13 protein-coding genes and 1 tRNA gene are annotated in these 13,570 nt (G+C 62.6%); 1 reads left to right on the forward strand and 13 read right to left on the reverse strand.

Going from position 1 to position 13,570, the window contains the following annotated elements:
• Window positions 1–123: 123 nt before the first annotated feature.
• From NCR37_RS08175 to NCR37_RS08225, 11 genes are all read right to left on the reverse strand, one after another.
• Window positions 124–1,377 (reverse strand): NADH-quinone oxidoreductase subunit D, encoded by a 1,254-nt coding sequence (locus NCR37_RS08175; protein ID WP_250472559.1) that lies wholly within the window; start codon window positions 1,375–1,377, stop codon window positions 124–126.
• Window positions 1,378–1,386: 9 nt separating this feature from the next.
• Window positions 1,387–1,989: an NADH-quinone oxidoreductase subunit C gene (locus NCR37_RS08180; protein ID WP_250472560.1), complete on the reverse strand. Its 603-nt coding sequence runs from the start codon at window positions 1,987–1,989 to the stop codon at window positions 1,387–1,389.
• 20 nt (window positions 1,990–2,009) lie between these two features.
• Window positions 2,010–2,489: a NuoB/complex I 20 kDa subunit family protein gene (locus NCR37_RS08185; protein WP_006052903.1), complete on the reverse strand. Its 480-nt coding sequence runs from the start codon at window positions 2,487–2,489 to the stop codon at window positions 2,010–2,012.
• 61 nt (window positions 2,490–2,550) lie between these two features.
• Window positions 2,551–2,910: an NADH-quinone oxidoreductase subunit A gene (locus NCR37_RS08190; RefSeq protein WP_159836469.1), complete on the reverse strand. Its 360-nt coding sequence runs from the start codon at window positions 2,908–2,910 to the stop codon at window positions 2,551–2,553.
• A gap of 174 nt (window positions 2,911–3,084) precedes the next feature.
• Window positions 3,085–3,169, reverse strand: a tRNA-Leu gene (locus NCR37_RS08195).
• Between the two features lie 127 nt (window positions 3,170–3,296).
• Entirely contained in the window at window positions 3,297–3,683 is a 387-nt protein-coding gene (gene secG / locus NCR37_RS08200) for a preprotein translocase subunit SecG (RefSeq protein ID WP_250472561.1), read from the reverse strand.
• Window positions 3,684–3,764: 81 nt separating this feature from the next.
• Entirely contained in the window at window positions 3,765–4,538 is a 774-nt protein-coding gene (gene tpiA / locus NCR37_RS08205; RefSeq protein WP_250472562.1) for a triose-phosphate isomerase, read from the reverse strand.
• Window positions 4,539–4,709: 171 nt separating this feature from the next.
• Window positions 4,710–5,753 carry an NAD(P)H-quinone oxidoreductase gene (locus tag NCR37_RS08210; RefSeq protein ID WP_250472563.1) on the reverse strand — a complete coding sequence of 348 codons (1,044 nt, stop codon included), beginning with the start codon at window positions 5,751–5,753 and terminating at the stop codon, window positions 4,710–4,712.
• Window positions 5,754–5,961: 208 nt separating this feature from the next.
• Entirely contained in the window at window positions 5,962–8,100 is a 2,139-nt protein-coding gene (gene pnp, locus NCR37_RS08215) for a polyribonucleotide nucleotidyltransferase (protein ID WP_250472564.1), read from the reverse strand.
• 352 nt (window positions 8,101–8,452) lie between these two features.
• Window positions 8,453–8,722, reverse strand: coding sequence for a 30S ribosomal protein S15 (gene rpsO, locus NCR37_RS08220; protein ID WP_250472565.1), 270 nt, complete (start codon window positions 8,720–8,722; stop codon window positions 8,453–8,455).
• 199 nt (window positions 8,723–8,921) lie between these two features.
• Window positions 8,922–10,214 carry a branched-chain amino acid ABC transporter substrate-binding protein gene (locus NCR37_RS08225; protein ID WP_250472583.1) on the reverse strand — a complete coding sequence of 431 codons (1,293 nt, stop codon included), beginning with the start codon at window positions 10,212–10,214 and terminating at the stop codon, window positions 8,922–8,924.
• Window positions 10,215–10,384: 170 nt separating this feature from the next.
• Between NCR37_RS08225 and NCR37_RS08230 the strand changes: the two genes are divergently transcribed.
• Window positions 10,385–10,900, forward strand: a complete 516-nt coding sequence (locus NCR37_RS08230) for a hypothetical protein (protein WP_250472566.1) — start codon at window positions 10,385–10,387, stop codon at window positions 10,898–10,900.
• A gap of 63 nt (window positions 10,901–10,963) precedes the next feature.
• On the opposite strand, the gene NCR37_RS08235 is transcribed toward NCR37_RS08230, so the two are convergent.
• Complete coding sequence (locus NCR37_RS08235; RefSeq protein ID WP_250472567.1) at window positions 10,964–12,508, reverse strand: 2-isopropylmalate synthase; 1,545 nt, start codon at window positions 12,506–12,508, stop codon at window positions 10,964–10,966.
• 361 nt (window positions 12,509–12,869) lie between these two features.
• Window positions 12,870–13,541, reverse strand: coding sequence for a C40 family peptidase (locus NCR37_RS08240; protein ID WP_250472568.1), 672 nt, complete (start codon window positions 13,539–13,541; stop codon window positions 12,870–12,872).
• Window positions 13,542–13,570: the final 29 nt, after the last annotated feature.

Raw genomic sequence — 13,570 nt, forward strand, 5'->3', positions numbered from 1 at the left:
CGGGCATCTTATTGCGGCAGACCTGGCGTCCTGCGGTTTCCTGTAATTGCTTCAACGCTTTGCGCCCGATTCAGCGCAACGGCGACCCGGCCGACGAGCGCGCCGCACGAGCGGACGACGGAATCAGCGATCAATCTCGCCGAACACGATGTCTTGCGTACCGATGATCGTGACGGCGTCGGCGATCATGTGGCCGCGCGCCATCTCGTCGAGCGCGGCCAGATGCGCGAAGCCAGGCGCGCGGATCTTCAGGCGGTACGGCTTGTTCGCGCCGTCCGACACGAGATAGATGCCGAACTCGCCCTTCGGATGCTCGATGGCGGCGTACGTCTCGCCTTCCGGCACGTGGAAGCCTTCCGTGAAGAGCTTGAAGTGGTGAATCAGCTCTTCCATGTTGCTCTTCATGCCGACGCGCGAAGGCGGCGCAACCTTGTGATTATCGACCATCACAGGGCCGGGATTCTTGCGCAGCCAGGCAATGCACTGTCTGGCGATACGCGTGGACTGCCGCATTTCCTCGACACGCACGAGATACCGGTCATAGCAGTCGCCGTTCACGCCCACCGGAATGTCGAAGTCAAGTTGATCGTAGACTTCGTACGGCTGCTTCTTGCGCAGGTCCCATTCGATGCCCGAGCCGCGCAACATGGCGCCGCTCATGCCGAGTTGCAACGCGCGCTCGGGGCTCACCACGCCGATGCCGACGAGACGCTGCTTCCAGATACGGTTGTCGGTGAGCAAGGTTTCGTACTCGTCGACATAGCCGGGGAAGCGATTGAAGAAGTCTTCGATGAAGTCGAGCAGCGAACCTTGACGGTTCTCGTTCATCTTCTCCAGCGCCTTCGCATTGCGAATCTTGGAGACCTTGTATTGCGGCATTGCGTCGGGCAGATCGCGGTACACGCCGCCCGGACGGTAATACGCCGCGTGCATCCGCGCGCCCGAGACCGCTTCGTACACGTCCATCAGGTCTTCACGCTCGCGGAACGCGTACAGGAAGACCGCCATCGCGCCGACGTCGAGCGCGTGCGAGCCGATCCACATCAGGTGGTTCAGCACGCGCGTGATTTCGTCGAACAGGACGCGGATGTACTTCGCGCGGATCGGCACGTCGATGCCGAGCAGCTTCTCGATGGCCATCACGTAGGCGTGCTCATTGGCCATCATCGACACGTAGTCGAGACGGTCCATGTACGGCACGGACTGAATGAAGGTCTTGGTCTCGGCGAGCTTCTCGGTCGCGCGATGCAGCAGGCCGATGTGCGGATCGGCGCGCTGGATCACTTCGCCGTCGAGTTCGAGCACGAGGCGCAGCACGCCGTGCGCGGCAGGGTGCTGCGGGCCGAAATTCAGCGTGTAGTTCTTGATGTCTGCCATGACGCTCTCTTAATGTTTCAGACCACCATAGCGATCTTCGCGGATCACGCGCGGCGTGATTTCGCGCGGCTCGATCGTCACAGGCTGATACACGACGCGCTTCTCTTCCGGGTCGTAGCGCATTTCGACGAAGCCCGAGACCGGGAAGTCCTTGCGGAACGGGTGGCCGATGAAGCCGTAGTCCGTGAGAATGCGGCGTAGATCGGGGTGGCCTTCGAACACGATGCCGTACAGGTCGAACGCTTCGCGCTCGTACCAGTTGGCCGACGACCAGATATCGACGAGCGACGGAATGATCGGCACTTCGTCGTCCGGTGCGAACACGCGCACGCGCAGGCGCCAGTTGTTCGAAATGGAGAGCAGATGCACGACGGCCGCAAAGCGCGGGCCTTCGTAGACGCCGTCGCCGAAGGTCGAATAGTCGATGCCGGCGAGGTCCATGAGCTGCTCGAAGCCGAGCGAGCGGTCGTCACGCAGCCGGGTCGCGACTTCAAGATAATGGGCCGCCTTCACGACGACCGTCACCTGACCCAGCGACTCGGTGATGTTCTGGAGACGGTCGCCAAACGCCGCCTCGAGGTTCGCTTTGAGGGTCTCGAGTTTGCTTGCCATAGTTGGGGAGGCTCAGGCCTTTATTGACGGGCGATGGTGTTCGTGCGGCGGATCTTCGCCTGCAGCTGGATCACGCCGTAGACCAGCGCCTCGGCCGTCGGAGGGCAGCCCGGGACATAGACGTCGACCGGAACGATACGGTCGCAGCCGCGCACGACGGAGTACGAATAGTGGTAGTAGCCGCCACCATTCGCGCACGAACCCATGGAGATGACCCAGCGCGGCTCGGCCATCTGGTCGTACACCTTACGAAGCGCGGGCGCCATCTTGTTGCACAGCGTGCCGGCGACGATCATCACGTCGGACTGACGCGGGCTCGGACGGAACACCACGCCGAAGCGGTCCAGGTCGTAACGGGCAGCGCCCGCATGCATCATCTCGACCGCGCAGCACGCGAGACCGAACGTCATCGGCCACAGCGAGCCGGTGCGCGTCCAGTTGATCAGCTTGTCAGCCGTGGTGGTGACAAAGCCTTCCTTCAAGACCCCTTCGATACTCATTTGATTTCCACTCCAGATGAGCAGCCAGCCAAAGCCGCCCATGAATCCGGTGATCTACCCGTCATTCCCAGTCGAGACCGCCCTTTCTCCAGATGTAGGCGAAGCCGAGCAGGAATTCGAGCAGAAAGATCATCATGGCCATGAAGCCGGGCCAGCCGATGTCGCGCAGGGCCACGCCCCACGGAAACAGGAACGCCGTCTCAAGGTCGAAGATGATGAAAAGAATTGCGACGAGATAGTAGCGCACATCGAACTTCATACGCGCGTCTTCGAATGCTTCGAAGCCGCATTCGTACGGGGCATTCTTTTCGGTGTCGGGCTTGTTGGGACCGAGAATCTTGCCGATGCTGACCAGCGCTATACCTAAACCAAGGCCCACCACAAGAAACAAGAAGACGGGGTAATAGGGTGCGAGGTTCAAGGCTTTCCTCTGATCGGTAGTTTCGGTCAGTGATGATTGAGATGCTTGCCGGGACAGACCACCCGGCGACGGGATTCACTTGGGACCGCTCACGATATCAACGATATCGTAAGGGTACTCCAGAAGTGACAATGCCAGCCGAAGCGATGCATGCGGCTGGCATTGGATAACTTTTGGTGCCGACGGCGAGACTCGAACTCGCACAGCTTTCGCCACTACCCCCTCAAGATAGCGTGTCTACCAATTTCACCACGTCGGCACTGTACTGCAATCCGGGAAAACAAACTTCTTAATTGCCGCGAATCGCTTCAAGACTTGAATTATAACTAGGTCCCGCGAATTGTTCAACGCACAAAACACGAATTTCGCGAAAATTTGTTTGGCGTTTATTTCGGCACGTCGGCGCCGGGCGCGGACGAAGCAGCTGCGGCCGACGCAGGCGCACTGACCGGAGCCGAAGCGCTCTTTCCAGCCGCAGCAGGCGCTGAAGCAGACGTCGGACCTGCGCCGAGCACGCCTGCTGACGTCTGGGGCTTATAGCTTCCGAGGTACGTGAGCGCGAGCGTCGTGATAAAGAAGATCGCGGCGAGCACAGCGGTGGTACGCGAAAGAAAGTTCGCCGAACCGGTCGCGCCGAACAAACTACCCGACGCGCCGCTGCCGAACGCCGCGCCCATGTCGGCGCCCTTTCCGTGCTGAAGCAGCACGAGCCCGATCACGCCAAGCGCCGACAGCAACTGGACGACGATAATCAATGTCTTCAAATACAGCATTTCAACTCACCTGGATCTTGATGTTTCCGTGACACTCACGTGTCGCGACATGCTCTTTCGACTGCTCTCGCCACAAACCGCTTATTGCAACACGGTTCGCGCCGCCTGGCAGATCGCAAGAAAATCTTTCGACTTCAGCGACGCGCCGCCAATCAGCCCGCCGTCGATGTCTTGTTGCCCGAACAATTCTTGCGCGTTCTCGGGTTTGACGCTGCCGCCATAGAGCAGCGGCACTTCGGCTGCGGCGGCACCTTTCTCCGCCAGTTTCTTGCGCAGGAACGCGTGAACGCGCTGCGCCTGGTCGGCGGTCGCGCTCTTGCCCGTGCCGATCGCCCAGACCGGCTCGTACGCGACGACAATGCGCGCCGCCTGCTCCTCGTCCAGCATCAGAAGCACCGCATCCAGTTGAGCGCCGATGACCTGCTCCGTCGCCTCGCGCTCGCGTTCGCCGAGCGTTTCGCCGACACAGACGATAGGCGTCAGTCCCGCCTCGAGCGCGCGCCGCGCCTTCGCCCCGACCTGTTCCGGCGTTTCTTGATGATACGCGCGGCGCTCCGAGTGCCCGACGATCGCGTAAGTCGCGCCGAAGTCGAGCGTCATCTCGGCCGCGACTTCGCCTGTGTACGCGCCCTGTGCATGCGCCGACACGTCCTGCACGCCCCAGCGCACCACCGACCCTTCCAGCAGCGCCTGCGCCTGCGCGAGATACGGATACGGCACACACACGCCCACGTCCACGCCGTTGCGCAGAGCCGATGCCCCCGACGCCACTTCGGTCAGCAGAACCGCGTTTTCCTGCATGCGGCCGTGCATCTTCCAGTTGCCGACCACCAGTTTCGCTCGTTGTCTCGACATTGTCTCGTCACTCGGCGGCTTGCGACGGCCGCTTTAGTTTTAGCGGCCGTGCTTTTCAATCAGCCGCCGCGTTATGGGAATGAACCGCTACAAACTGCGAACTGCTTGCAAAACAGGCGATTTTACTGTGTTACAGATAATTCGGTCAAACCGCCGATAACCGATCCGCGTCTACTGCCCGCTTTGCTGCCCGCTTGTCTGCCCATTTTCCCGCCAGTCGAGCACGATCTTGCCGACATGCGTGCTGCTTTCCATCAGCGCATGTGCGGCCGCCGCCTCGCTTGCCGGGAACACCTGGTGAATGACTGGTTTGATACGCCCCGCCTCGATCTCGGGCCATACGCGTTCCTTCAGCTTCGCGGCGATCTTCGCCTTAAACGCGACGGGACGCGGACGCAGCGTCGAGCCAGTGATGACGAGCCGGCGGCGCAGAATGTCGTTGAGGTTGATTTCCGCCTTGGCCCCGCCCAGGAGCGCGATCACGCAGATGCGCCCGCCATCGGCGAGCGCCTTTAGCTCGCGCGGCAGGTAGTCGCCTGCGACCATATCGAGAATCACGTCGACGCCACGATCGTTCGTGAGCGACCTCACCACTTCGACGAAATCCTCTGTCTTGTAGTTAATCGCCCGCTCGGCGCCGAGCATCTCGCACGCGCGGCACTTCTCGTCGCTGCCCGCGGTCGCGAAGACACGAAAGCCGAGCGCGCGCGCAATCTGGATGGCCGTGACGCCAATCCCGCTCGATCCGCCTTGCACGAGCAGCGTCTCTTCCTCGCCGTTTTCGCCCGAGCCGAGATGCGCGCGCTCGAAGACGTTGCTCCACACCGTGAAGAACGTTTCCGGCAGCGATGCCGCTTCGATATCGGACAAACCGGCGGGCACCGGCAAGCATTGCTCCAGCGGCGCAACCGCATACTCGGCATACCCGCCCCCCGCGAGCAGCGCGCATACGCGATCGCCCTTTTTGAGCCCGAACGGGTTGTGCTTGGAATCGAGATCGCCGTCGACGATTTCGCCCGCCACTTCCAGCCCCGGCAGGTCGGACGTGCCCGGCGGCGGCGCATAGGCGCCCTTGCGCTGAAAAACGTCCGGCCGGTTCACGCCGGAAGCCGCCACCTTGATGAGCACCTCGCACTTGCCGGCTTCGGGCATCGGGCGCTCTCCCAGTTTGAGGACTTCGGGTGCGCCAAACTCGGTGATTTCGACGGCCTTCATAGCATTCCCCTGAATGGGCATGGCGGGATGGATCGATTCGAACGGCTCGAACCGGATGGCGCTGTGCACGCGACGAGCAATTCACGCTCCACAGTGCCATCGAGTCCGGCGACGCATCGGACAATGCATAGTCCCGCATCGTCCGATTGACGCCATACAAGAAAACGGCCGGCTCGCAGATGCGGCCGGCCGTCTACACATTACCGCATTACTGCTGCGGCTGCGTCGGTTCCGTTTGTTGCGCGGCTTCGTTCAGGAGCGCCTTGGCCGACAAACGCACGCGGCCCTTTTCGTCCGTCTGGATGACCTTGACCTTCACGATCTGGCCTTCCTTCAGGTAATCGTTGATGTCCTTCACGCGCTCGTTGACGATCTCCGAGATGTGCAGCAGACCGTCCTTGCCCGGAAGGATATTCACGATCGCGCCGAAATCGAGCAGCTTGAGCACCGGACCTTCGTACACCTGGCCCACTTCCACTTCGGCCGTGATGTTCTCGATGCGCTTTTTCGCCTCGGCCATGCCTTCGGCGCTCGTGCTCGCGATGGTCACGACGCCGTCGTCCGAAATGTCGATGGTCGTGTTCGTCTCTTCGGTCAGCGCGCGGATCACCGAACCGCCCTTGCCGATCACGTCGCGGATCTTTTCCGGATTGATCTTCAGCGTGATCATGCGCGGCGCGAATTCCGACAGCTCCGTGTTCGTGCCCGGAACCGCCGACGTCATCTTGCCGAGAATGTGCATGCGGCCTTCCTTCGCCTGCGCGAGCGCGACTTGCATGATCTCCTTCGTGATGCCCTGGATCTTGATGTCCATCTGCAGCGCGGTCACGCCTTGCGCCGTGCCGGCCACCTTGAAGTCCATGTCGCCCAGGTGATCTTCGTCACCGAGAATGTCCGTCAGAACCGCGAACTTGTTGCCTTCGAGAATCAGGCCCATCGCGATGCCCGCGACGTGCGCCTTCATCGGCACGCCGGCGTCCATCAGCGCGAGACAGCCGCCGCAGACCGACGCCATCGACGACGAACCGTTCGATTCCGTGATTTCCGACACGACGCGGATCGAGTAGCCGAATTCGTCGGCGCTCGGCAGGCACGCGACGAGCGCGCGCTTGGCGAGACGCCCGTGGCCGATTTCACGGCGCTTCGGCGAACCGACGCGGCCGGTTTCGCCCGTGGCGAACGGCGGCATGTTGTAGTGAAGCATGAAGCGCTCGCGGTATTCGCCTTCGAGCGCGTCGATGTTCTGCTCGTCGCCCTTCGTGCCGAGCGTCGCGATCACGAGCGCCTGCGTCTCGCCGCGCGTGAAGAGCGCCGAGCCGTGCGTGCGCGGCAACACGCCCGTGCGAATTTCGATCGGGCGCACCGTGCGCGTGTCGCGGCCGTCGATACGCGGCTCGCCGTTCAGGATCTGCGAGCGGACGATCTTCGCTTCGATATCGAACAGGACGTTGCCGACGGTAGCCGCATCCGCTGCTGCCGTGCCCGATGCCGCCGCTTCCTCGGCGAGCTTCGCCGACGTCGCCGCGTAGACTTCCTTCAGCTTCGCCGAGCGCGCCTGCTTGTTGCGCAGCTGGTACGCGGCTTCGAGTTCCGGCTTCGCGATTTCGGTGACGCGCGCGATCAGCGCCTCGTTCTTCGGCGCCGGCTGCCAGTCCCACTCGGGCTTGCCGCCTTCGCGGACCAGTTCGTGGATCGCGTCGATGGCGGCTTGCATCTGCTCGTGACCGAACACGACCGCGCCGAGCATCACTTCTTCCGAAAGCTGCTGCGCTTCGGATTCAACCATCAGCACCGCGCGCTCCGTGCCCGCGACGACCAGATCGAGCGCCGATTCCTTCATCTGCGCGCGCGTCGGGTTCAGCACGTACTCGTTGTTGATGTAAGCGACGCGCGCAGCGCCGACCGGGCCGTTGAACGGCAGGCCGGACACGGCGAGCGCGGCGGAAGCGCCGATCAGCGCGGGAATATCCGCCGGAATTTCCGGGTTCAGCGACAGGACGTGAATCACGACCTGCACTTCGTTATAGAAGCCTTCCGGGAAAAGCGGACGCAGCGGACGGTCGATCAGGCGCGAAATGAGCGTCTCGCCTTCCGACGGACGGCCTTCGCGACGGAAGAAGCCGCCCGGAATCTTGCCGGCGGCGTAGGTCTTTTCCAGATAGTCGACGGTCAGCGGGAAGAAGTCCTGGCCGGGCTTGGCGGTCTTCGCGCCGACGACGGTCGCGAGCACCACGGTGTCTTCGACATCGACGATCACCGCGCCGCTTGCCTGACGCGCGATTTCACCCGTTTCCAGGCGGACGTTGTGTTGTCCCCACTTGAACTCTTTGACGATCTTATTGAACATTGCGACTCCTTCTATGTTGCGCCGCGCCTTCGGTCGAGCGCGTGAGGCTGTCTCTGCGGCGCTGGGCGGGACGGTCCGGGGCCGCGCGTGAGAGGTGTGTTATGCCATTCCAGCGCGGCGCGCGAACGGGCGCGGGGCCGCGCTGGAATGACACAAAGCTCTGCCGCGAGGCTGGACCGAGTGTCGGGTAAAGCGTATGACTGCCGAGAACGACTAAGTACGACGTGCCGACCCATGAAACCGATCAGGCACCACTTCGCGAGCGGATCGCGCAAAAACAAAATGCCTGCATCAGCGAACTGACACAGGCACTTCGTTAGAACACTGGCCGCGAAGCCACGCTAGGAGCCAATTACTTGCGCAGACCCAGCTTTTCGATCAGCGAGCGGTAACGATCCGCATCCTTGCCCTTCAGATAGTCGAGCAGCTTGCGACGACGGCTGACCATGCGCAGCAGACCGCGGCGGCTGTGGTGATCCTTCGAGTGGGCCTTGAAGTGGATGGTCAGTTCGTTGATTCGGCTCGTGAGCAGTGCGACTTGCACTTCGGGGGAGCCGGTATCGTTGGCGCCGCGCGCGTATTCAGCGACGACGTCGGACTTCTTGATTTCTGCTACGGACATTTGCTTTTCCTTTGAAACAGACAGGCGGTCACGGAAGAATGGCCGTGCCGTGGTTTGCGTCGACAGGCGCAACGCGACGAGTCGCGCCCAATTTCACTTCGTTTTCGAGGTTTGCGCGCCTTGCGAACGCCGCTTCCAACGAAAAACGAAGCGCAGAGTATAGCACACCGCGCTTCGCCGAGCGGACGGCTCCATGCGCTCAACGCGACGGACGCGTCATTTTGCACGTGGTCGGGGGCGCGGTGTCGGCGGCGGGCACCGACAGCAGCGTGCGAAAGCCGTAGCCCGACCCTTCGTTGTCGAACCGCACGCCCGGCGTGCCCGACTTGTCCATCTCCATCACGTAGAGCGGCTGAATCAGCTGATGGTCCGACGCGCGCATGGTCGACGGATGGAAGCCGGCGCCATCGAACGCCATGCCTTCGAGCGCGCGCGCCACCGCGAGCGGGTCCGCGCTGCCGGCTCGCGTCATGGCGGTGGCGAGCATGTCGATCATGAGCGGCATGCGCAGCACGAGGTAATCATCCGAGGCGGCGGGAAAACGGGCGCGAAACGCGCGGTAATAGGCGTCGGAGGCCGCGCCGCCTGCGTTCGGATGCCAGTCGGCGACGGCGATGACGCGCTTCACGCCGGCATCGCCGAGCGCGGCGGGCGCGCCCAGACTGTTGCCGTAGAAGGTGTAGAACTTCGCGCCGAGCCCCTGCTCCCGCGCCGCCTTCACGAGTAGCGTCAGATCGTTGCCCCAGTTCCCAGTGATGACGGCATCCGCGCCGCTCGCGCGAATCTTCGCGATATACGGCGCGAAGTCCTTCACGCGCCCGATCGGATGGAACTCGTCGCCTGTGATCGCAATGTCGGGACGCTTTTCATGCAACGCCCGCCGCGCCTCGCGGCTCACGTCGTGGCCGAAGCTGTAGTCCTGATTCAGCAGATAGACCTTCTTCACGGCGCGGTCGCGTTGCAGCGCGTCTGCGAGCGCGTCCATGCGCATGCCGGCGTGCGCGTCGAAACGGAAGTGCCAGAAGCTGCACGCGTCGTTGGTGAGCGCGGGATCGTCGGCGGAATAGTTCAGAAACAGTACGCGCTGCTCCGGCTCGCGCTCGTTCTGCTTGTCGATCGCCGCAACGAGCGCCGCCGCCACCGCCGAACTGTTGCCCTGCATGACGAAGCCGATCTTCTCGTCGATGGCTGCGCGCAACTGCACGAGACTCGCCTCGCTGCTGCCCTTGCCGTCGAGCACGACGAGCGCGAGCGGATGCATGCCGTCCGCCAGCTTGACGCCGCCTCGCGCATTCACCCGCTCGACGCCGAATCGCAGATTGCGCTCGACAGCCGCGCCCGCGTTGGCGAACGGACCGGACATGCCTTCGATCATCGCGAGCCTGATCGGCGGGAGATCGGCGGCGCCGGCCTTCGCTGCGCACGTCAACCCAACGCACGCCAACCCAACGCACGTCAACGCGATCCGCAGCCACCGCGCGCGCGACTTCATGAGACCCAGGCTTGCCATCGCTCTTTCCGAAGATGAAAGCGCGGATCATAGGCTGCGGCGCGGGCGGCATGCAAGCCGGCGCGACGCATGGTTCTTGCGCCGCATGTCAAAATCGAGCAAAGCGAAGAAAAACCCTCGTCATCGCGAGGGACCTGCACGTGGAGGCTTCAATGCTGCACTCACTCAACCGTCTGCGCGGCGCGCTCGTCTGCGCCGGGACGGCGTTGCTGCTCGCGGGTTGCGCGCAGCCGTGGCAGAACTATCAGGCAGGCGCGGATGCCTCGACGATCACCGCCCGACTCGGCCCGCCGCGCGAAGTCTACGATCTGCCGAACGGCGGCAAGCGCCTCATGTGGCCGACGCAGCCGCTCGGCGAATTCACGACCGCCGCGGACATCGACGCGTCGGGCAAGATCGTCAGCGTGCGGCAGGTTCTCGACGAGAACGAGTTCTACAAGGCGCAAATCGGCACGTGGACCAAGAAGGACGTGCTCGTGAACTTCGGCCGGCCGGTGGAGACGTCGTATTACCCGCTGATGAAGCGCGAAGTCTGGACGTATCGCTACATGGAGGCGAACTTCTGGTATCTGATGTACAGCTTCTATTTCGACGACCAGGGCGTCCTGCGGCTGATGCAGAAGTCGCCCGATCCGCTGCACGATCCCGATCAGCGCAATCTGTTCTGACAAGCGGCGCGCGCAAAAAAGCCCTCCTTGGAGGGCTTTTGCGTTCTTGCGACTCCCTGTCGGTCAAAGCTGCGGATTAAGCTTTTCGACCTTCGAATGCAGCTTGTTGAGCGCGGCGATATACGCCTTTGCCGAAGCGGCGACGATATCCGGATCCGTGCCGACGCCGTTCACGATACGCCCGCTCTTCGACAGACGCACCGTCACTTCGCCCTGTGCCTGCGTGCCGGTCGTGATCGCGTTGACCGAGTACAGCACCAGTTCCGCGCCGCTTTCAACCTTCGATTCGATCGCGTGCAGCGTCGCATCGACCGGGCCGTTGCCGCGTGCCTCGCCCGTCATTTCGGTGCCGTCCACGGCGAAGACCACGCGCGCCTGCGGCTGCTCGCCGGTCTCCGAATGCTGCTTCATCGACACGAAGCGGAAATGTTCCTTCGCCTGCGCTTCCGGCGATTCCTCGGAGACAATCTGCATGATGTCTTCGTCGAAGATTTCGGCTTTGCGGTCCGCGAGATCCTTGAAGCGCGCGAATGCGGCGTTCACTTCCGCTTCCGATTCGAGCTGCACGCCGAGCTCTTCGAGGCGCTGCTTGAACGCATTGCGGCCGGACAACTTGCCGAGCACGATCTTGTTCGCGCTCCAGCCCACGTCTTCGGCGCGCATGATTTCGTAGGTGTCACGCGCCTTCAACACGCCGTCCTGGTGGATGCCCGACGCGTGCGCGAACGCATTCGCGCCGACCACCGCCTTGTTCGGCTGCACGACGAAGCCGGTGATCTGCGAGACGAGCTTCGAAGTCGGCACGATCTGCGTCGTGTCGATGCCCAGGTCGAGCCCGAAGTAATCCTTGCGCGTCTTGACCGCCATCACGATTTCTTCGAGCGACGTATTGCCCGCGCGCTCGCCCAAGCCGTTGATCGTGCATTCCACCTGACGCGCGCCGCCGATCTGCACGCCCGCGAGCGAGTTCGCCACGGCCATGCCGAGGTCATCGTGGCAGTGAACGGAGAAGATGGCCTTGTCCGAATTCGGGATGCGCTCGCGCAGCGTCTTCACGAGGTTGCCGTAGAGTTCCGGCACGCCATAACCGACCGTATCGGCGATATTGATCGTGCGCGCGCCTTCATCGATCACCGCTTCGAGCACGCGGCACAGGAAGTCGATGTCCGAGCGGCTGCCGTCTTCCGGCGAGAACTCGACGTCGTCGGTGAACTTGCGGGCGAAGCGCACCGCGAGCCGCGCCTGTTCGTACACCTGCTCCGGCGACATGCGCAGCTTCTTTTCCATATGCAGCGCGGAAGTCGCGATGAACGTGTGAATGCGGAAGCGGTCCGCGGGCTTCAACGCATCGGCGGCGCGCTGGATGTCCTTGTCGTTGGCGCGGGCAAGCGAGCAGACCGTGCTGTCCTTCACGAGCGAGGCGATCGTCTGAATCGCATCGAAGTCGCCGTTGGAACTGGCGGCAAACCCGGCCTCGATCACGTCGACCTTCATGCGCTCCAGCTGCTTCGCGATGCGGATCTTCTCTTCTTTCGTCATCGAAGCGCCGGGGGACTGCTCGCCGTCACGCAAGGTCGTATCGAAGATGATCAACTTGTCTGCTGCCATGTTGGGCTCCTGGGGGAGATTTATCGATTGTTGGAAATATCGAGATAGAACGACAAAACGGAATCCGGGTGTTCGCGCCACCGCTGGCGTCGAAAACCTTGAACGAGCAGACGGGAGGCGAGACAGATCAGCGCGGTAGGCGCGCTAGTAGCGATAGTGCGCGTAGGAACGCACCAGCCGAAGAAGACGAGAAGAGGAACAGAGAAATGTTCATCCGAAAACTATAACGGCTTTCAGACACGCGTGCAATGAGGCTTTACGATCGAATCAATAGCCACTTCGCGACGACGCCACAAAACAAAAAGCCTGCATTCGCGAGAAAGCAGGCTTTTTGTGACGAGCGCGAGAAGCGATGCGTCGGTCAGTAACCGCCGAGCGTCGCGCTCACGCGCTGACGCAATTCGGTGCCGTCGTTGAACTGCGCGTTCTCGATGCGGCGCGCGCCCGTGAAGCGCTTTTCCCAATAGCCGTTTTCCATGTCGTCGACGCGGATCGTGCTGCCGGTGGACGGCGAATGAACGAACTTGTTGTCGCCGATATAGATGCCGACGTGCGAGAACGAGCGGCGCATGGTGTTGAAGAACACTAGATCGCCCGGCTTGAGGTCCGACACGCGAACCTTCTCGCCGACGCGGCTCATTTCTTCGGCGCGGCGCGGCAGCGTCATGCCGAGCGTGTCCTGGAAGACGTAGCGCACGAAGCCGCTGCAATCGAGGCCGGAATCCGGCGTGTCGCCGCCCCAGCGATAGCGCACGCCGATCATGTTGAGCGCGCCGACGACGACGTCGCCTGCCTTGCTCGCTACGCCGGAGAAGAACGCCTTCGCGCCGCGCGGTGCGCTGGCGGTATCCGCCGCGGCTGCGACGGCCGCGGTGTCGGCGGCTTTCGAAGCGGAGGAGATGCCGTTGCCGGCAGTTTGGCTGTTACTGCTGACTTCGTCGGCGAAGGCGCCGGAAGTGGTGGTCATCAGAAGGCCGAGCAACATGCCCGCGGCAGCGCGCGCACATGTCTGAGTCAACGTGAGTGGTTGCATCGGTCGGTAGGTTTTACAATTAAAGACTG

The sequence above is a fragment of the Caballeronia sp. GAFFF1 genome, from assembly GCF_023630705.1.
Taxonomy (GTDB): domain Bacteria; phylum Pseudomonadota; class Gammaproteobacteria; order Burkholderiales; family Burkholderiaceae; genus Caballeronia.